The 19,638-nt window shown below is 42.1% G+C and carries 24 protein-coding genes; 11 read left to right on the plus strand and 13 right to left on the minus strand.

The features are described from left to right. Positions 1-47: 47 nt before the first annotated feature. Both LCL89_RS07585 and LCL89_RS07590 read right to left on the minus strand, forming a co-directional pair. Positions 48-338 (minus strand): AzlD domain-containing protein, encoded by a 291-nt coding sequence (locus tag LCL89_RS07585; RefSeq protein WP_224809305.1) that lies wholly within the window; start codon positions 336-338, stop codon positions 48-50. Then, entirely contained in the window at positions 335-1,072 is a 738-nt protein-coding gene (locus LCL89_RS07590; RefSeq protein ID WP_404813406.1) for an AzlC family ABC transporter permease, read from the minus strand. The genes LCL89_RS07585 and LCL89_RS07590 overlap by 4 nt, the downstream gene beginning before the upstream one ends. Before the next feature lie 381 nt (positions 1,073-1,453). On the opposite strand from LCL89_RS07590, the gene nhaC reads away from it, so the two are divergent. Continuing rightward, positions 1,454-2,866, plus strand: coding sequence for a Na+/H+ antiporter NhaC (gene nhaC / locus LCL89_RS07595; protein WP_224809306.1), 1,413 nt, complete (start codon positions 1,454-1,456; stop codon positions 2,864-2,866). A gap of 84 nt (positions 2,867-2,950) precedes the next feature. On the opposite strand, the gene LCL89_RS07600 is transcribed toward nhaC, so the two are convergent. Further along, a complete protein-coding gene (locus LCL89_RS07600) occupies positions 2,951-3,718 on the minus strand; it encodes a cobalamin-binding protein (protein ID WP_224809308.1) in 768 nt (255 codons plus the stop codon). Positions 3,719-3,804: 86 nt separating this feature from the next. Here LCL89_RS07600 and LCL89_RS07605 point away from each other — a divergent pair, with 86 nt between their 5' ends. The 3 genes from LCL89_RS07605 (at position 3,805) to LCL89_RS07615 (ending at position 5,891) form a co-directional block, all read left to right on the plus strand. Then, a complete protein-coding gene (locus LCL89_RS07605; protein ID WP_224809310.1) occupies positions 3,805-4,632 on the plus strand; it encodes an alpha/beta fold hydrolase in 828 nt (275 codons plus the stop codon). Positions 4,633-4,653: 21 nt separating this feature from the next. Next, a complete protein-coding gene (locus tag LCL89_RS07610) occupies positions 4,654-5,511 on the plus strand; it encodes a hypothetical protein (RefSeq protein WP_224809312.1) in 858 nt (285 codons plus the stop codon). Positions 5,512-5,693: 182 nt separating this feature from the next. Continuing rightward, complete coding sequence (locus LCL89_RS07615) at positions 5,694-5,891, plus strand: cold-shock protein (protein ID WP_035510016.1); 198 nt, start codon at positions 5,694-5,696, stop codon at positions 5,889-5,891. 132 nt (positions 5,892-6,023) lie between these two features. Here LCL89_RS07615 and map read toward each other — a convergent pair whose 3' ends face one another. Both map and LCL89_RS07625 read right to left on the minus strand, forming a co-directional pair. Further along, positions 6,024-6,776: a type I methionyl aminopeptidase gene (gene map / locus LCL89_RS07620; protein ID WP_224809314.1), complete on the minus strand. Its 753-nt coding sequence runs from the start codon at positions 6,774-6,776 to the stop codon at positions 6,024-6,026. A gap of 91 nt (positions 6,777-6,867) precedes the next feature. Continuing rightward, the gene (locus LCL89_RS07625) at positions 6,868-7,422 is read right to left on the minus strand and encodes a sugar O-acetyltransferase (RefSeq protein WP_224809316.1); all 555 of its coding nucleotides are present in this window, start codon (positions 7,420-7,422) and stop codon (positions 6,868-6,870) included. A gap of 88 nt (positions 7,423-7,510) precedes the next feature. On the opposite strand from LCL89_RS07625, the gene LCL89_RS07630 reads away from it, so the two are divergent. Further along, the gene (locus tag LCL89_RS07630; protein WP_224809318.1) at positions 7,511-8,011 is read left to right on the plus strand and encodes a GNAT family N-acetyltransferase; all 501 of its coding nucleotides are present in this window, start codon (positions 7,511-7,513) and stop codon (positions 8,009-8,011) included. Positions 8,012-8,119: 108 nt separating this feature from the next. On the opposite strand, the gene LCL89_RS07635 is transcribed toward LCL89_RS07630, so the two are convergent. Continuing rightward, the gene (locus LCL89_RS07635; protein ID WP_197315320.1) at positions 8,120-8,326 is read right to left on the minus strand and encodes a zinc ribbon domain-containing protein; all 207 of its coding nucleotides are present in this window, start codon (positions 8,324-8,326) and stop codon (positions 8,120-8,122) included. A 38-nt stretch (positions 8,327-8,364) separates the two neighbouring features. After that, positions 8,365-8,784: a universal stress protein gene (locus tag LCL89_RS07640; protein ID WP_197315319.1), complete on the minus strand. Its 420-nt coding sequence runs from the start codon at positions 8,782-8,784 to the stop codon at positions 8,365-8,367. A gap of 282 nt (positions 8,785-9,066) precedes the next feature. On the opposite strand from LCL89_RS07640, the gene LCL89_RS07645 reads away from it, so the two are divergent. Beyond that, entirely contained in the window at positions 9,067-10,527 is a 1,461-nt protein-coding gene (locus LCL89_RS07645) for a SulP family inorganic anion transporter (protein ID WP_197315318.1), read from the plus strand. Between the two features lie 43 nt (positions 10,528-10,570). On the opposite strand, the gene LCL89_RS07650 is transcribed toward LCL89_RS07645, so the two are convergent. Beyond that, positions 10,571-11,077: a GNAT family N-acetyltransferase gene (locus LCL89_RS07650; protein WP_263620641.1), complete on the minus strand. Its 507-nt coding sequence runs from the start codon at positions 11,075-11,077 to the stop codon at positions 10,571-10,573. Between the two features lie 537 nt (positions 11,078-11,614). On the opposite strand from LCL89_RS07650, the gene LCL89_RS07655 reads away from it, so the two are divergent. The 4 genes from LCL89_RS07655 to LCL89_RS07670 all read left to right on the plus strand — a co-directional run bounded on the left by LCL89_RS07655 (position 11,615) and on the right by LCL89_RS07670 (position 14,727). After that, entirely contained in the window at positions 11,615-12,463 is an 849-nt protein-coding gene (locus tag LCL89_RS07655) for a DMT family transporter (RefSeq protein ID WP_197315316.1), read from the plus strand. Between the two features lie 104 nt (positions 12,464-12,567). After that, the gene (locus LCL89_RS07660) at positions 12,568-13,086 is read left to right on the plus strand and encodes a dihydrofolate reductase family protein (protein ID WP_404813407.1); all 519 of its coding nucleotides are present in this window, start codon (positions 12,568-12,570) and stop codon (positions 13,084-13,086) included. Between the two features lie 3 nt (positions 13,087-13,089). Beyond that, positions 13,090-13,716, plus strand: coding sequence for a class I SAM-dependent methyltransferase (locus LCL89_RS07665; RefSeq protein ID WP_224809325.1), 627 nt, complete (start codon positions 13,090-13,092; stop codon positions 13,714-13,716). 30 nt (positions 13,717-13,746) lie between these two features. Next, positions 13,747-14,727: a S66 family peptidase gene (locus LCL89_RS07670; RefSeq protein ID WP_224809327.1), complete on the plus strand. Its 981-nt coding sequence runs from the start codon at positions 13,747-13,749 to the stop codon at positions 14,725-14,727. A 256-nt stretch (positions 14,728-14,983) separates the two neighbouring features. Here LCL89_RS07670 and LCL89_RS07675 read toward each other — a convergent pair whose 3' ends face one another. Further along, on the minus strand, positions 14,984-15,739 hold the full coding sequence (locus LCL89_RS07675) for a (S)-benzoin forming benzil reductase (RefSeq protein WP_224809329.1): 756 nt from the start codon (positions 15,737-15,739) through the stop codon (positions 14,984-14,986). Between the two features lie 173 nt (positions 15,740-15,912). Between LCL89_RS07675 and LCL89_RS07680 the strand changes: the two genes are divergently transcribed. Continuing rightward, positions 15,913-16,548, plus strand: a complete 636-nt coding sequence (locus tag LCL89_RS07680; protein WP_224809331.1) for a YczE/YyaS/YitT family protein — start codon at positions 15,913-15,915, stop codon at positions 16,546-16,548. A gap of 54 nt (positions 16,549-16,602) precedes the next feature. Here the strand turns inward: LCL89_RS07680 and LCL89_RS07685 are convergent, their stop codons facing one another. The 4 genes from LCL89_RS07685 to LCL89_RS07700 form a co-directional block, all read right to left on the minus strand. Further along, positions 16,603-17,040, minus strand: coding sequence for a hypothetical protein (locus LCL89_RS07685; protein WP_224809332.1), 438 nt, complete (start codon positions 17,038-17,040; stop codon positions 16,603-16,605). A 122-nt stretch (positions 17,041-17,162) separates the two neighbouring features. Then, positions 17,163-18,050: a D-amino-acid transaminase gene (dat, locus tag LCL89_RS07690; RefSeq protein ID WP_224809334.1), complete on the minus strand. Its 888-nt coding sequence runs from the start codon at positions 18,048-18,050 to the stop codon at positions 17,163-17,165. A gap of 115 nt (positions 18,051-18,165) precedes the next feature. Continuing rightward, positions 18,166-18,900 carry a UMP kinase gene (gene pyrH, locus LCL89_RS07695; RefSeq protein ID WP_224809343.1) on the minus strand — a complete coding sequence of 245 codons (735 nt, stop codon included), beginning with the start codon at positions 18,898-18,900 and terminating at the stop codon, positions 18,166-18,168. A gap of 111 nt (positions 18,901-19,011) precedes the next feature. Further along, positions 19,012-19,551 carry a hypothetical protein gene (locus tag LCL89_RS07700; RefSeq protein WP_224809346.1) on the minus strand — a complete coding sequence of 180 codons (540 nt, stop codon included), beginning with the start codon at positions 19,549-19,551 and terminating at the stop codon, positions 19,012-19,014. Positions 19,552-19,638: the final 87 nt, after the last annotated feature.

Below are 19,638 nucleotides of genomic sequence, written 5' to 3' on the forward strand. Positions count from 1 at the left end.
TCCCGGAAGTATCTTTATAAGGTATGCAAATGTTGGGTGTTTGTTGATTACAAAGTCAGAACGAACACGGAGATGATCGCCCCTCCAACAACCAGGATGATGTGCAGATTCAGCCATGCAAGTAATATGGCTGCCATACCTGCTATGACTCCAATCTGTGGGGCGTCAGGTTTGACACTCATGATACCCGGAAAAATCAGCGCACCTAAGGCAGCATAAGGAATGGCATTCAGCCAGCGATCCACCCACTTCGGAAACTTGATGAAATCAATAATGACAGCCGGCAGGAACCGGGGAATGGCTGTAACGACTGCCATTCCAATAATCATCCAAATCATGCGTCTTCCCCCTCTTCATTCATAATCCATATCCCGCTCATACCTCCAAGTAAGGTTCCAAGTACGATTGCCCAGCCTTGGCTCATACCTAAGGACTGCAGGAACGTGTTGATCCCAATAGCAATTAGAGCGATGATGGCAATTTTGTGTTCTTTTTTTATAGAAGGAAGCAATAAACCGATAAACATCGCATAAAGCGCTATACCCATACTTTCACTAAGACGCTCAGGCATGACATCGCCCAATAAACCTCCGACCAGAGAGCCTCCGACCCATGAAGCATAAGCAGTCAATATTAAAGAAGCATAAAACCAAGATGCATAGTCTTCCTTTGCTTCTTTACGATAAAGTGCAGACATCGTGAATGTCTCATCCGTCAACCCAAGTGTTAAGGGGATTTTTGCCCTTAAAGCGATGTTCTTCAATCGGTTAACAAAAGATAGACTCATTACGAAGTGACGAAAGTTCAAAACGAACGTAGCGGTAATGATTTCAATAAACCCTGTTCCTGCAGCAACCATACCGACAGCTAAAAATTGAGCAGCCCCTGCAAAAACAAAAACACTCATCATCGTCAATTCCAAAATGGATAACCCTGAATTATTGGCCAGGACTCCATAAGTGAGAGCAATTGGTAAATAACCCACCATGATCGGCAACCCTGCAAAAATACCTTTCTTAACCATATGTAGTCGATTTATTTCTTCCATTCTTTTATACGCATGAGTTTCCAAACCGCTCCCCCTCCCATTAAATTTCCACCATTATACTCACATGTAGAAGTTTTTGAAAAGACGTGGGAACAAAAAATGGTTGACAGTATCAAAAAAATCTCATATTATAACGACATACACTTCATTACTTAAAAGCGTTTAAGCAAAAAAGAATAAGAGCATCATGAATGCCGAAGTAAAAAGCGGGTGCGCAGCCGTAGAGACCGGGTGGATGGTGAAAACCCGGGCAGCCTGCTTTTGAATTACAGCATTCCATAGAACAATGATGCAACGGATAAATGAGTGGGTATTTTCAATACCAACCAGGGTGGTACCGCGGAGCAACAGCTTCGTCCCTTTTTCAGGGATGAAGCTGTTTTTATTTATTAAGGGGGAATCTTCATGTTACACCTACAACCAAAAAAACTGCCAACGGTCCTGGAAGCGAGTTTAATCCTCCTATTGACCGTCTCACTCATAAGTTTTTTCATCATTGAAATGCAGAGTGTTCCGCACGTTCCTATTCTGCTTGGGATATTTATCATGCTCAGCTATGGAGCCATTAAAAAAATGTCATTCGAACATTTACAACGCGGAATGGTCCAGGGGGCTCAAACCGGAATCGGAGCAGTCTTATTGTTTTTCCTGATCGGTATCTTAATCTCAAGCTGGATGGCCAGCGGAACGATCCCGGCATTGATGAACGTTGCCTTTTCCTTGGCAGGCGGCCCTTGGTTCTTAGCTATCACCTTCGCAGTCACAGCCTTAGTCGGAATAGCCTTAGGCAGTTCCTTCACAACAGCTGCCACTGTAGGGGTAGCGCTGATGGGCGTCGGTCAGACGATGGATGTTTCCTTAGCTATGATTGCAGGAGCCGTCGTATCCGGTGCATTCTTCGGCGATAAAATGTCCCCACTTTCTGATACGACTAACCTTGCTTCAACGGTGGTTGGGGTAGATTTATTCGATCATATTAAAAATATGGCGTGGACGACGATTCCAGCTTTCGTCATTACGTTCATCCTTTTTGCTTTTTTATCACCGGACCAACAGAGTGGGTCAGAAAAACTGGCTTCCTTCCAGAATAATTTGGTTGAAACCGGCTTGATCCACTGGACTTCCTGGCTTCCTATTATTGTTCTTGTTCTTCTTACGATCAATAAACGTCCGGCTTTTCTATCCCTTGCCATCAGCAGTCTCACTGCAACCTTAATTGCAGGCTTCAGAGGGGTGATGGATTGGTCAGCGCTTTGGGGGACTTGGTTCAATGGCTATACTGCTGAAACGAACAGTGAAGCTGTAAATCAGCTTCTTTCCCGCGGAGGAATGAACAGCATGTTGTTCACTGTTTCACTGGTCCTGTTAGCTCTCACACTTGGCGGTTTATTTTTCGCAACCGGTGTGATTCCAGCCATATTGAAAAAAGTTCAACAAAGCCTCAATTCCGTACGGTCAGCCACTGTGACGACAGCTCTCACGGCCATAGGCATCAATATCGCAATAGGCGAGCAGTACCTTTCTATTTTACTAACGGGCGAAGCATACAAAAGCGCTTATCAAAAAGCGAAGCTGGCCCGCAAAAACTTATCCCGGACGCTTGAGGACGCTGGCACGGTAATCAACCCGTTGGTTCCGTGGAGTGTGTGTGGAGTGTTCTTGTCAGGTGTACTCGGTGTCCCTGTACTTGAATATTTACCATTTGCGTTTTTCTGCCTGCTTTCTCCATTGTTGACCATTTTGTTCGGGTGGACTGGAAAAACGATGACACCCAGTACAGAAGATCATGTCCAGCCACTGAAACAAGCAAACGGATAAAAAAGATGCCCCAAGGAGGGCATCTTTTTTTGTTTGGCTTTCTTTTATCTCATTCTATTTTTCGATGTCTGCTTCTCTCATCTATCATGAATGCAGGATGCTCGAAATCTTATCGAGGCCTTCCAGCAGTCTCGGGCTGGGTCTGCAGAACAAAGATTCTTCCAAAACATGGATGCGGTCAGATTTGACCGCATCTACATCCTCCCAACCAGGACGTTTACGAATCAATTCAGGATTCATTTTCTCTTCTTTTACACCCACCCAGACCATACAGATATGGTCTGGGTTCCGTTTTCTCACTTCTTCCCAGTCCGTTTGCACACTAGCTTCTTCACGATCACGAAAAATGTTCCATCCCCCTGCCAGCTCACTGATTTCAGTCAACCAATTCGTACCTCCAGGCGTGAAGATCGGCTTTGGCCACCACTCCCAATACAATGAAGGTTTATGAGAAGTGGATTGTACTCTATTATGGTAATCTTCAATCTGCTTCAAGAACCCTTCCGCCTTTTCCACCCCTAGTGCTCCTTCACCAATCGCTTCACCCACTCTCTTAATATCCTCAGATATTTCATAGAGACTGTTCGGGTTTAATATAATATAGGGCAAGCCTTTCTTCTTCAGTCCATCAATGTTCTTATCCATACCCGGAACCGATAAAGAAGCCAGCACCAAATCGGGGTTCAGACTAGCAACATGATCGATATCTATCGATAAGTCAGGGCCTACTTTAGGCAGCTGTTTCACTTCCTCCGGGAAGTCAGAATAGTTGTCGACACCAACCAACAAGTGGGTTTTACCCAGATAAGCGACAACTTCAGTATTACTTGGACAAATCGACACGATTCTCATATCCCCACCTCCTTTTTCTGAATTGTCTGATGTTTCATTTTCTTTCATTATAGCTTATATTTAAAGTAGGTAAAACGGAGAAAGGGATGAGCTTAGTGACGACCACATTACTAGATACTTCTAAAGGGATCGTGGAATTTTCTTATAGAGGTGTTGGACCGGCAGTCCTTTTGATCAAGGGAGGGCATTCAACTCGCGAGACTGAGTTTTCTCACAGCAGTCTGATTTATGAAGGCTTCTCTCTCCTTACGGTTTCAAGACCAGGATATGATTATACAGAACGATCCACTGGAAAGACTCCTGTAGAGTTTGCAGATACGATTATTGAAGTGTTGGATCATTTGAATATTGAAAGAGTGAACGTGATCGCTATCTCTACCGCCGGCCCCACGGGGCTTGCCTTAGCTGCATTTTATCCAGAACGTGTATCGAAACTGATCATGGAAGCTGCAGAGACAACAAGCAGGATGGATGAAGAAGGCAATAAATTGTTATCCACTCCCACTGAGCGGATACTCTTGAGCAGTTTAAGGCAGCTGCTCAAACTGTTCCCTGACGTCGCCATGAAGCATTTGTTGAATAAGTGGACAACTGAGGATGCCGAAGATTACCTTGAAAAGTTATCACCGAATGACCGACGTTTCATATATGACTTACTTGATACCTCCCGCAGCGGAAAGGGAATTCTCCCAAAAGGGGAACAAACGGATTTTGATATTGGTCATCTTGAAACGCCTGTCCTGGGTATGTACTCGCAAAAAGATAAAAAAGTGCAATACACCCATGCATTGCTGTTGAAGTCTTTGGTTCCGGACTGCGAAATTTTCGAAGTCGATGCTGACAGTCACTTGATTTGGATCGGTAAAGATGCTCGTCAAGTTTGGGATAAGCGATTGGAATTTTTGACTCAATAACTCTATGCGAGGAGAATCATCATGGATAATTTAAGATGCAGACAGATGCTGGATAGGTTCCTGACTTTTTATGATAAAGCTTCCCGGGAAAATGCCGGTTCGGAGCGCCGATTTGAGCTTTGGAAGCAGCATTACGGGTTTACGTATGTTCCCCCGGGTTATGAACGTGATCAATTAGCCAAGGAAATGCTGGACTACGCTTGGGATAAATATTCTCTTGTATATGAAAAGATCAAATACTTTGAATCCGAGCCAATCAAACTCTACGAATTGTTAACGTCCATCAAAGAGACACTGAATTATCATGAGCCCATTGATTTAACAGTTTTATATTTTGTAGGGACGTTCGAGACGGATCCCTTCATAATGAAAGAAAATGAACAGTATACACTTTGTTTCCCTGTGGAAGTAGAGTGGAGCGACTATAAGTTGATCCAAGAACTTACGAGGGTCGTCCATTGTTGCAAATCCGGACTGGCACCCAGTCAAACCCGTACTCTAGGTCAATTGATTTTCCAGGAAGGAATAGGTTTGCACACTGCAAGAGCCATTATGGAGGATAAAAAAGGATCCGGCATAGAACTTTTTTGGAACCATGAAAAATGTACCAAAGAGCCGAACCGGATCATGATGAATATCATCCCTCACCTGAATCGGACAGATTACCAAGCCTTGTACTCTTTTACAAAAGGCACTGGTGCTTCTGGTTACGAAAAAGAAGCGAATTATACCGGCTGGATTTTGATCAAATATTTACTAACCCAAGGAAAGAACCTCAGTGAACTAGCAGCTATACCGAATACAGAAGTGGACCGATATATTGAAAACTCTTTATACTCGCTGTTGAACCATGCCTACCTGACTCAACCTCAAGAGTAAGTAAAACTTTTTTGGTACGGGGCTTTCATTTGTTTTATCCATCTGTTATACTTTAGTTAATTATTGTTGTTCGAAGCAATTCAGATAAGATTAAGTGTTTGAAAGCATGTCGTCTTGATTGAATTAAAGAGCAAGAATAGTAATACAATGTGGATTACGATCCACGCAGGAGGTTTTTGTACATGGTTGAAGGTACAGTAAAATGGTTTAACGCAGAAAAAGGATTCGGATTTATCGAGGTAGAAGGTCAAGACGACGTATTCGTACACTTCTCTGCTATCCAAGAAGAAGGATTCAAATCCCTAGAAGAAGGTCAAGTTGTAACTTTCGAAATCGAAGAAGGACAACGCGGACCACAAGCTGCTAACGTTCAAAAGTAAGAACAATAGATCAGCTATAAAGAAAACGCCGGTTTCATTTTATGAAACCGGCGTTTTTTGTATATTCATCTCTACTTTCCATCACTTAAAGCCAACCAAAAAAAAGCCAGGGGTGAAACCCTGGCTTCCCTTCTATTCTTCCTGCTCAGTCAAAATGACCGGACCGTCTTTTGTAATCGCAACGGTGTGCTCGTATTGAGCCGATAGTGTTCCATCAACTGTTCGTGCAGTCCAGTTGTTTTCATCCATCCGGCTTTCCCAAGAACCGATGTTAAGCATTGGCTCAATGGTAATGACCATACCTTCCTTCAGACGTGCACCTTTGCCGGCTTCACCGAAATGTGGGATATATGGATCCTCGTGAATCGACTCTCCAATGCCATGACCAGTGAAGTCTTTGACGACTGAATACCCTTCTGCTTCGGCATAAGACTGGATGGCATGACCGATGTCTCCGATACGATTCCCTACTTTAGCCTGCTCGATACCCTTATATAAGGAAGTCTTGGTTACATCCATCAGCTTTTGAGCTTCTTCGCTGATTTCTCCCACAGCATGTGTCCAGGCAGAATCTGCTAATGCGCCATTCAAGTTGACTACCATATCAATCGTTACGATATCCCCTTGTTCCAGCTTTTCTTTACGAGGGAATCCGTGGCAGATTTCATCATTAATAGAGGCGCAGGTAGTAAATTCATATCCCTGGTAGCCTTTCTGCTCCCCTGTCGCGCCGCGTTCAGCCAAATATTTCTCCACGAAATTTTCAATTTCCATAGTGGTCACACCTGGTTTAATGAATGAGCGGAGCTCTTTATGAACACCAGCCAACAGCTTACCGGCTTCATGCATTAACTCTATTTCACGCTTACTTTTACGTTTGATCATATTGTTCATTCCTTTCCTACTATCTATGTTCTCCTATATATCGTCCCTTTGTATGATATCGAAAAAACAGCCGAACGACTACCCTGTATCTTTAATCAAGCTCTCTGATGACCCGCGCAGGGTTACCTGCTACAACCACTTTGGGTGGAACATCCTTTGTTACCACAGCACCTGCACCAATGATTGCCTGATCTCCGATTGTAACCCCTGGATTGATGACTGCACTTCCTCCAATCCAGACATCATCACCAATCTTAACGGGTTTGCCGTATTCAAGTCCATTGTTTCTGATTTCACGTTCAACAGGATGAGTAGCGGTATAAATCTGAACACTCGGTCCTATGAGCACCCTTTTCCCAAAGTGTATGGGACATACATCTAAAAATACACAGTTGAAATTCGCATAGAACTCTTCTCCTAAATGTATATTCGTGCCGTAATCACAATAAAAAGGCGGCTCAATTTTACAATCGCCCTCGATTGTACCGAGCAGATCTCCCAAAAGTTGATTTCTATAGTGTTCTTCAGCGTCCTTGGTTTGATTAAGGGAAAACATGATCTGTCTTGCTCGGGAGCGCTCATGAACCAATTCTTCATCGGTTGGATTATAAAGCTCTCCAGATAACATTTTCTCTTTTTCAGTCATACTTACACCTTCTTTATTCTTATTTCTTCTTTCTTTACTTTACCATAGTTTTTCGCTAGTCTTAGAACAACGTAAAGGAGAGATGGAGATGCAGACGAGAGAACTGACAGGTAAAGATGCTGAAAGCTACTATGAATTGCGGTTGGAAGCCTTATTGAACAATCCGGACAGTTTTATCACTACATACGAACAGGAAAAACAAAAACCCGATCCTATCAAGACCACTGCGGAGCGTTTAGACTCACACACTTCCCGCACATTCGGTTTGTTTGAAGATGAAAAATTATGCGGCGTGGTCACGTTAGTAAAAGAAACTCACCCAAAGTTTGCCCACAAAGCCACCATCGTAGCCATGTATGTGACCCCGGAATGCAGAAGAAAAAGTGGAGCTGCAACGCTTCTGCAGTCATTGATCAACTTTGCCAGAGGGATCAACTTAGAAGTGCTCCACCTCAGTGTTGTTACAGAAAACCAACCGGCTAGAGCCTTATACGAGCAAGCAGGTTTCCGACCGTACGGTTTAGAAAGAAAAGCCATCAAGCTTCCTGGACGATATTTAGATGAAGAGCATATGGAACTCTTTCTATGAGAACCTTTCTAACAGGCCCTGTTAAAAAGAGGATTTGATCTATTATTTTATGCAGTAAAAAAAGGATCGTTGGGGCGTAATCCCCTAACGATCCTTTATGTAAAGAAGTTATCCTCCGAAGAAGAGATCGAGAATGTCTCCTGACCTGGAGACATCCTGCCGGTAAAACTCGGAGTAACCGCAATTACCACAAGAGACAACAGTAAAATTGTTATTCTGTACATCAAACATCTTCGAAAGTCCAGAGCCAGTCATTGAGACATCCTTTTGTTCGGCATCCGTACTTCCACACTTGATACATCCCTCTCCGTTCACCAAACCCCTCCTTATAAAACTTCTGTTTCTATCCGATTTTATTTAACAATCATGACAGGACAATTTGCTCGTTTGGCCACTTTATGACTGACACTTCCAAGGACCATCTCTTGTAAAGTATTCAACCCACGACTTCCGATGATGACAATGTCGAATTCATTTTCATTAGCATGTTGGACGATGGAAGGTCCCGGCTCTCCATGTTGAATCTCCACATGATAAGGTACATTTCTTTCCTCGAGTAATTCCTCTATGGGTGAAAGGCGCTTATGACGAAGCTGATCGACCATTCCTTGATCTCCCTCTGATAAGACATCGGACTTCGCTTGTTCCCGGTCGATTACATAAATGATCGTCACTTCACCATCGCCTTGAAGCAAAGCGAGCTCCGCAGCCCGTTCTGCTGTGCGAACCGAATGTTCAGAGCCATCTGCAGCTAACAAAATGTTTTTATACATAAGATCCCCCTGTCTTTCTTATCTCTGACCATTTTACCATGTTCCACGTTTCCTATGTAAACTAAACGTAAAAATTACCATTCGTCTGTATTTTTGACGAATTTGTGATTTTGATGTCTACAAAGAAGATAAAACAAGCATATCGAAGTATATAGATAATTTATCCGCTTACATGACGTTATGCCTAATTCGAATTGAGTGATATAATTTGCTTCGTTCTTGCCGGATTTTAGCGCTGTTTTGGACAGCGCAGTTTCAAAAAGTAAAGAAAGAGGTGCGCAATTGAACACACAAACAATTAAACAACAATGGTTCGGGAACGTAAAAAACGATACGCTTTCAGGCATGGTCGTCGCAATGGCACTCATCCCTGAAGCGATCGCTTTCTCTATCATCGCTGGAGTCGACCCCATGGTAGGTTTGTACGCTTCCTTCTGTATCGCCGTCGTTATTGCATTTATGGGTGGCCGTCCTGGGATGATCTCAGCAGCAACCGGTGCCATGGCCTTATTGATGGTAACACTCGTCAAAGATCATGGTTTGGAGTATTTACTGGCTGCTACGATTTTAACCGGAATTATTCAGTTCGTCTTAGGCGCGTTGAAAATCGGCCAGTTCATGAAATTCATTCCACGTTCTGTCATGGTAGGATTCGTGAACGCGCTAGCTATTTTGATTTTCACATCACAACTTCCTCACTTTGTGGGTGCAGGATGGATGATGTATGCAATGGTCGCAGGTTCATTAGCCATTATCTATATACTCCCAAGATTTACGAAAGCTGTTCCTTCTCCACTTGTCGCCATTATTATTATGACGATTGTAGTGATTACGACAGGAACGGATATGAAAACTGTAGGAGATATGGGAGAGCTTTCAAGCACATTACCAATCTTCTTATTACCGGATATTCCATTGACCTTCCAAACACTTGAAATCATCTTCCCGATTTCACTAGCTCTAGCTTTCGTTGGTTTGCTTGAGTCCTTATTGACCGCTCAAATTGTAGATGACATGACCGATACTGTCAGTGACAAAAACAAAGAAGCGCGTGGACAAGGTGTAGCAAACGTCGTCTCCGGCTTCTTCGGAGGTATGGCAGGCTGTGCTATGATCGGACAATCCGTCATCAACGTTTCATCCGGAGGACGAGGCCGTCTTTCTACATTGATCGCAGGAATTTTCATGATGCTCCTGATCATTGTGTTCAACGACCTTCTCGTTCAAATTCCGATGGGAGTTCTAGTGGGAGTCATGGTTATGGTATCGATTGGAACTTTTGATTGGAGCTCATTGACGAAGTTCAACAAAGCGCCGATTACAGATTCCGTCGTCATGGTTGTTACTGTCGGGACGGTAGTCAAAACGCACGATTTATCCAAAGGTGTTCTAGCAGGCGTGATTTTGAGTGCAATCTTCTTCGTTGCAAAGATATCCAAAGTTTATGTAGATGAAACATTTGAAAAAGAAACGATGAAGATGGTTTACAATGTCAGTGGACAAGTATTCTTCGCTTCAACTGATAATCTGCTGAAGCATTTCGACTTCAACATTGAAGCGAAACAAGTTGAAATCAACTTCTCGAATGCTCACATATGGGATGATTCCGCAGTTGCTGCTATAGATAAACTTGTTTTGAAATTCAAAGAGAATGATATAGATGTCAAAGTGGTTGGATTAAATAAAGACAGCTCACAACTCATGAAACGTCTCGCAGCAAATGCTACGGTATCCAATCATTAAATTAAAAAGAGTGATTCTCATATTATTGAGAATCACTCTTTTTTCACTCTACCCATTCATCTTTCAAAACACTATAAACGACAGAGTCCCTCCACGTTCCGTTCAACAAAATCTCCTGCCGCAACACTCCCTCTTTCACCATCCCCACTTTTTCCAAAACTCTGCAGGATGCAACATTTTCAGGTAAACAGTGTGCACTGACACGATGTAGGTTTTGTTGAAAGAAACAATAATCAAGCATCAATTGGAGGGCTTCTGTCCCATATCCTTTCCCCCAATGTTCGTGGTGGATAATGAACCCTAGTTCCCCCACCCCGTCCCAATCTTTGATGTTCAATTCGATATTTCCTACAATCTGTTCCATTTGTTTATCCACGATGACAAATACGAAACGGCTCCGGAACTTTATGTTGCGATCCCGTATGGCCTGAGTGACAAAAAAACGAGAATCAGCTTCGGTGTTCGGACCCCATGGTTGATATTTACACGCTTCTTTGTTGGAAGCATAGACATGCAGATCCTCCCAATCCTCTAAAACCAATTCTCTCATATATATTCTACTGTTCTCTTCAAGAATCTCCATTATATACCTCTCAATCGCCAGTTTGCACTTAGTACTAGTTTATTTTCTGCTGTGATGAAATGCTGTAATCCAAGGCTCAGGAGACTCCTTTACCATGAAAGTACGTACCCCTTTTATGGTATGTAAATATAAGAAACCATATGTACCTCCAGATTTCCTATAAGAAGCATCAAAAACTTGCTTCCTCTGAAAAGTCTCAGTCGGTGTCACAATTTTTTCTGGATGTAAGTCTATAGTAGCTTGTTCCTCATTAAAAAGCTGGCGATTATTCTGTATGACTCTCGTGTTCCAGAATACTCGTTGAGATATGACCACCGCCCTCATCCTTTCAAATCGATTTTCACTTAATCTAAGTATAACTAAAGCCCTGCTAAATGTCACATTGTGTAATATTTTGTAGAATTAACTCGAATATGCAGCTTTTCGTCTTTCAATTACCGTGTATTTGTATTAGGATGATAAGGGTGATTTTTGAACAACCTAAGAATTAATGGAGGCTGGCTTATGAGCGATCGGAATAAAGGAATTCTTTTATTATTGATTTCCGCTTTCGGATTTTCGATGATGGCTGCTCTCGTCAAGCTGTCGGGAGACGTTCCAACCGTGCAGAAGACCCTGTTTCGTAATGTCGTCTCTGCTGTCATCGCATTCGGATTTGTCATATATAATAAAGAACGCTTATTCGGAAAAAAAGAAAACCAAGTGCTGCTTCTTTCCCGTTCGGCTCTCGGGACCATCGGCATGGTTTTATTTTTCTATGCCATCGACAACTTGGTCTTATCCGATGCGGACATGCTGAATAAATTGAGCCCATTTTTATTGATTATCTTTTCGGCGATTTTCCTGAAAGAAAAAGCAAGACCTTATCAAATCGTTTCTATCATCATTGCATTCATAGGTACCTTATTCATCATCAAGCCTGCCTTTTCTCTTGAGTTCATACCTTACCTGGCAGGAATCTTTTCAGCAGTTTTTGCAGCTGGTGCCTACACCCTCCTAAGAGTGCTCGGTGATAAAGAAAAGTTTTATACGGTGGTGTTTTACTTTTCATTCTTCACTACTGTCACATTGCTTCCTTTCACAATCGCTTTTTATGAACCAATGACCGCTAAGCAGTGGATTTATCTGCTTTCTGCCGGCGGCTTCGCCACATTGGGTCAATTCGGTTTGACGATTGCATATAAATTTGCACCAGCCAGAGAAATATCCATCTTCTTTTATTCGACCGTCGTCTATTCTGCATTGATCAGCATCATTTTGTTCGATCAAGTACCGGACTGGTTAAGCATACTCGGATATATCACTATATTTGGTGCTTCCCTTTATATGTTTCTTAAAAACAACAAAGAGTAAAAAGCGTCCTTCTGTGGGCGCTTTTTATTTTTCCGGAAACTCTCCATACTAGAAATGATATACTTATACTCTGAAACAAACTATGTCTGAGGGTGGGGATGAATTTGGGAGAAGTAGTATTGTATATTGCACAAAGCCTGGATGGATACATATCACGAGAAAATGGAGATATTGATTGGCTTAGAGATGAACAGGATTACGGATTCGATACATTTTTCGAGAATGTCAACACCGTCATTATGGGGCGGAAAACTTATGAACATATTTTTGAATTAGCGGAAGAGTTTCCGTACAAGGACAAAGATGTATACGTCGTCAGTCGGATGAAAGAAGGTTATGATGAATATGCAACTTACATACAGCCTGAACAGATATCTCCTTTAATTGAAGTCTTGAAAAATGACCAGGACAAAACCATCTGGCTAGTGGGTGGTGCTCAGTTGATCCACCTTTTCATCAGCCTCGGTTTAATAGATGAGTTTCAAATTGCCATTCAACCGACGTTAATCGGTAAGGGTATTCCTCTTTTTGAGAAAAACGAGATGGAACAACAACTCGATTTGACCGATGTCAATAAATTCGATGACGGTATGTTGATCTTGACCTATAGGAGGTATCAGTAATCTATGGCTAATTACGAAATCATCAAAAAACAATTGGCGGACGCTTATAATAATCAAGCAGATAATAGAAATGAGTCCAGCATCCAAACATGGAAGGTATTCGAGCGACAGGACTTTTTAAATCGGTTGTTACATAATGGAAAGACGAACGTGCTGGAACTCGGTGCAGGACCAGGCAAAGACAGTAAGTTCTTCCAAGATTCAGGGTTGGATGTCCTTGCCATCGACTTATCCCCGGAAATGGTACAGAAATGCAAAGAAAAAGGGCTGAAAGCAGAAGTCATGAGTTTTGATGAACTTTCTTTTGAAGAGAATACCTTCAGTGGAGTGTGGGCATTGAATACACTGCTGCATGTCCCGAAAGACAACATCACCGCCGTTTTGAACGACATCAAACGCGTGCTTGAACCGGAAGGGTTGTTTTATTTCGGTGTCTATGGAGGAATCGATCACGAAGGGGTGTGGGAGAAGGATTTTCATTCCCCGAAACGATTCTTTTCATTTTATCAAGATGAAGAAATCGAGCGGATTTTGAGTGAACACTTTAAAATAGATGCATTTCACAAAATTCCTATCAAACATGAAGACGGAGGTCCGACACACTTTCAAGGGTTCATTTTGAAAAAGTAAATTGACTGCATATAAGGAGGATGGATTTTTATGTACCCCGACAAGCTGAAGCAAGGTGACGAAGTAAGGGTCATTTCTCCTGCGGAAAGCTTAACTATGATTGCACCTGATCAAAGAGCGCTTGCTAAACGGCGGATTGAAAAGCTTGGAGTCTCGGTGACCTTCAGTCAATACGCTGAAGCTGATGACAACCGACTATCCATTCCGATAGAAAAAAGAGTCCATGACCTTCATGAAGCATTCCGTGACCCTGATGTGAAAATGATTTTGACGACAATTGGCGGGTTCAACAGCAATCAACTCCTGAAATATTTGGATTTCGATATGATCAAGGATAATCCTAAAATATTGTGTGGCTTCTCCGATATTACCGTATTATCAAATGCTATTTATAAGAAGACGGGGTTAGTCACGTACAGTGGTCCTCATTATTCTACATTCGGTATGGAAAAAGGAATTGATTATACTTGGGATCACTTCGTTCACATATTCACTGATCAAAAGAATTTGGATATCCATCCGGCTGACCATTGGAGCGATGACCCTTGGTATATGGATCAGCAAAACCGCACTTTCCATACAAACGAAGGCTATGTAGTATTACAGGAAGGTAAATCCGAAGGGACTTCAATCGGAGGAAATTTATGTACATTGAATTTACTTCAGGGCACGGAATACATGCCTCCTCTGGAGGATACCATCCTCTTCCTTGAAGATGATGAAATGACAATTCCCCAAACCTTTGACCGTGATCTCCAATCCCTTCTCCATCAACCGGGTTTTGATAAAGTGAAAGGAATCGTCCTTGGACGGTTTCAAGAAAAATCAGGTCTTTCTATAGAATTATTGCGTGAAATCATTGAATCCAAGCAGGAGTTGAAAGGTCTACCGATCATTGCACAAGCAAGCTTCGGGCATACCACTCCTCAATTCACTTTCCCGATTGGAGGAAAGGTATCGATACAAGCAGGCAGAGACAATGAATGTAAAATTAAAATTATTGAGCATTAGTTTTAAAAAAAGTTCAGTTACTGTAAGATTCACATGTGATTAGGTGAGACCCCGGAAAACGAAGTTTGAGGATGCTAAAGCGGACTGTTTTCCCTTCCCTCCCACACTTTGGATTAAGAACGGACTGAACCTGCACTCCCATACGAGTAGAATTGTAAGAAATCGTTTGTCAACAACAGCCTCTAACAGAACCTTAAGAATAAGAAAAGCAGCTTAGGTCCGTGGTAAATCTCATCAACCTAAGCTGCTTTTTTTATCAATCTACTAAATCATATAATTTGTACACTTTTCCATTTTCAATGTCCTTGGGTTGATTGATCAAATCCAACAAGACAGCTGCGACTTGATCAGGTGACCTCAATGCTCCTGAACGTTTCAACTCTTTGAACTTCTCCACTTCAGCAAATTGTTCTTCACTTGATGAGCGGATTTCCCCTTGCATATCTGTATCCATCACACCTGGACTGAAGGCTAATATAATGTGTCCTTTTCCTTTTTGTTCAAGTGCCAGTGTTTCCGTAAATCGATTGATGGCTGCTTTTGTACTGCAGTATGTGCTCCATCCATGTACAGCCCTCTCAGCAGCGCCGGATGTGATATTGATCACAGACATACGAATATCCCTATCATTCGCTTCTTGTATCAACCGATTGACCATAAGAATCGGTGCCGTCAAATTTACTTGTATATGTTGTTGGACAGCAGATGTCTCTAAGTTCCCAACTGTATCAATTGGTTCTATCACACCCGCATTGTTGATCAAATATACATAATGGGTGTCATCATGGAAAGCCATCTCTTTCATCTGATCAAGACCACTCTCCAAATCATCTGGATTACTCAAATCACATGGAATATGAGTATATTCAACGTTTCTTTGTTCAGCATGTGTTTTCAAGGTTTCATTTTCATTGCGTGAAACACCGATGATGTTCACGTTTTTTTCAATCAACTGCCGGGCAATGGATTCCCCCAATCCTCTTGAAGCCCCCGTAACTATCGCATATTGCATAATGTAAAACCTCCTTTTCCTAGACTATTCCACTCTTTACATGATTTTAAGCTTTGAAAACCCAACCTTCTCGCGAGAGCCTCCTTAGGACGGATGCGGCTTCCCTTTACATCTCATAGACCAGCGTATATGATGAATAAAGCACAATTTTGGCCGTATTAAAGGAGTCTGACATGAAGTACCTTTACTTATTTATCATTTATATCGCCGGTCTCGTCGTTTCCAGTCTTGGTCTGGCGCTGATTATTCAATCCGGTTTAGGAGTCGGTCCTGGAGATAGTGTCGCGGTCGGCTTATCCATGCATTTTCCAATCACAGTAGGAACCGTCATGATCATTGCGTTCGTCATCCTGCTTCTAATCAATGCATGGCTGGAAAGAAAGCGTCCGCAATTCGAATCACTGATCCCTATCATCATTCGTGGACGGACGGTCGATATATTTTTATATGGTGTTCTCGAAAATGTAGATTATCAAGTATGGTGGGCACAGTGGGGAATTTTCTCACTCGGTTTACTTGCTACTGCCTTAGGTGTAGCCCTTTACCTGCGAACTCCATTCCCCCGCATTCCACTGGACCACTTCATGATGATTATGAATGAAAAAACGAATCAATCCAAAAGTTCAGTAAGAATATTCACAGAATCCGGGATGGCGCTGATCGGCTTCCTGTTGGGAGCTCCAGTCGGGTTCGGGACTCTGATTGTAGCCCTCTTGTTAGGACCTTTGATCCAATGGTCTTTCCAACTTTTCAGACCTGTAGCGAATATATGGTCAAGGCCGCATCAACGGTCTAAATCTATACAGTAAAGCAAGCAAGAACTTCAAGTTCTTGCTTGTTTTATACTCTCATCATGTGCTGCTTTATTCTTTGAACTCTAAACGAGTGACTCCTGTTTCTTCTAATTTCTTTCCGATCTCTTCTTCAATTTCCATACGCTTTTGCATCATTTCTTCTGTCAAAGGAGATTCAATGGTTCCATATTGATCTGCCATACGCTTTTCAGCTAACTTTTCCACCAGTTTATCCCAGAAGCTGAATTCATCGTACTCTTCAACATACGTATCCAATAGCTGAGCTTCATAATCGACGTCGAGATCATGCACTCCTACTTCCTCCTGATGGACGATTTCTTTTTCCATACCTGCTTCTTTGTAGTGAGATAAGACTTGTTCGCGCATATCTTCGAACTCTTCATCCAGTTCCATGCGAGTGGAATTCACCATCCACGTACCTAAAAAAATACTTTCAACGAGCTTTTTATATTGATCTTCAGTCAATTCAATATTCACTTTAGACATCAAGCACCCTCCATGCATTAGTTTATTCCTTGGCATTATAGCACATCCAAAGATGATCGACCCAGTCACAAAACAAAAAGCATACCAGCCTGTGCTGGTATGCTTCGGGACAAATGAGAGTATCAAGCTGACAAATCTTCAGCAAAGATCGATTCTTTTTTCGTAATTCCTGCATCTCTCTCATAACATTTTTGCAGCGTTCGTGTGAGTTGACCAGGGCGGCCGTTACCGATGACTTGCTGATCAACTTTCAAAACGGGCATGACTTCGGAGGTACTGCTGGTTAAAAACACTTCGTCAGCATCTTGGAAGTCTTCTATACGGAAAGCCTCTTCAATAAAATCAATGTTTTCATCCTTACAGAATTCTTCAATCCTCATTCTTACACATCCATGAAGGATATTCTTTTTAGCAGGATGAGTATAAACCTTACCGCCCCGCACAAGGTATACGTTTGAAGAACTGCATTCTGTCACCTCACCGTCTTTATGAAGGACAGCTTCATAACAACCTTCCTCTTTAGCTGCCTGCTTCGCCATGACATTAGGGAGAAGATTCAAGCTTTTTATATAACACCAATCCCACCGGACATCAGGATGAGTGATTGCTGTCACACCATCCAGCATGGCATCTTTCGACCTCGGTAAGTCTTTGACATAGGCATACAAGTTCGCTTTCGTTTCAGAAGGGAATGCATGATCACGGGGGGCGGAACCTCTCGTCATTTGCAGGTAGACTTTAGCATCACCTTTTACCTTGTTCAATTCGAGCAGTTCATCGAGTTGTTCATAAAGCTCTTTTTTAGTGTAAGGGACATCGATTTTAACAGCTTCTGCAGAACGGTAAAAACGCTCTACATGCTCTTTAATCAAGTAATAAGATCCTCCGTAAACACGAATCACTTCATAAATTCCATCACCGAATTGTAAACCACGTTCCTCAAATGGATAGCGAAGATCATTCTGACGTACAAACTCACTTTCTGTTAACACGTGATCATATATTGTCATCTTCATCCCCCTTGATGTTCTTTATTTAATTAACGGTTAGTTTATCAAAAAAATCAATGAAGTTGGACGAATAAAGGGAATTTACGTCGAATATCCGACTATATACCTAAAAACCTTATTGAAAATTGGTGGGCCGGTTGGAGACGAGCGTCCCTACATTGATCCCTTTGCATAAGTTCAACATAACATGGGGATGGTTGAAATTGAAAATATGCACCGGGCATCGATGATCCCTGGCTAATAATAAGGCAGACTGATCCATGACTTTTATATTTTGAAGTAAAATATCATCATAATTCAGTGTGCTGTATAACTTTACATCAGGATGAGTATTGGGATCTGCGGTGTATACGCCATCTACGCCCTGCTTTGCAACAAGGATGGCGTCACAATCGAGCTCGACGGCCCGTTGGACAGCCGGATAATCAGTTGTCACAAAAGGCTGACCATTTCCACCAGCTAAAACGACAATATACCCTTTTTGTAAATGATGCATCGCTTTCAGGCGGATATAGGGCTCAGCCAATGATGTAATGGGAATGGAAGTCATTACCCTGACTTCCTGCTTCGTTTTACTTTTTAAAACACCACGTAACATCAGACTGTTAATGACCGTTCCGATTGTTCCGATGTTATCCGCTTCGACTCGATCGATTCCCCATTCTTCAGCTGTTCTCCCCCTGAAAATATTCCCGCCGCCGATAACGATCGCTACCTCCACTCCTTGGTTGACGAGAGATAGAATTTCTTTAGAAATATGATTCAAGCAATCATGGTCAAAATTCTCACTGCCTTCTCCTTTTAATGCGCCTCCACTGATTTTCAATAATACCCTTTTATATCTCATCATTCGGCCTCCTTCAGTTAAAAAAAGAGCATAGACGGCGTGTCTATGCTCTCAGACGGAATGAAGAACATTGAAAGATATATCATCTGCTCTTCACCCCTTTCTTTGATCAATTTATTTTGACTCCAATTTCACAGTAGCCTGTGCCACCGGATGTTCATAGGGTTCCGACAGCTTTTCTTTTTGAATGATCGGATAGAAATATACTTCTAAATCCTTCCCATCCTCATGATGAGTGTAGTCATTCAACTGCACATATTGGAAAGTTGAAAAAGCTCCTTCTTCATTTCCTACAGTTGTTCCATTATACGTTGTTCCATTTGAATCTACGACCTTAACTAAAAATTGAACCGCACCTTTTTCGCGTTTCCAATTCTTATCGATTTCTTTGACCGGCTCATCTCCACGGTACCAAATACCAAAATAAAGACTGTCGTGATTTTGTGAGGTATAAAACCTGGTCAATTGAATGTCAGGGTCTTTTATCTTCATTGCAGAAGCCGTGAGTGGGACAGGATGGTTCTTAGGTTCATCAATCATAGGATAGATTTGATCATCTTTCAATTGATTGAACGTCCGGTTTTCTAAATGTAAATAAGACGCGAAAGCAATGACGACAGCAAAACCGACAATAGCTAAGCGGATTCCCTTCACGCTCTATTCCCCCATATATTCGAAGCTATCTTGAAAATAAGTATACCAGATATCCCTCTGATAAAATTGACTACTTTTAGCGAATGT

It is taken from the genome of Halobacillus yeomjeoni (genome assembly GCF_020171525.1).
Lineage (GTDB): Bacteria > Bacillota > Bacilli > Bacillales > Halobacillaceae > Halobacillus > Halobacillus yeomjeoni.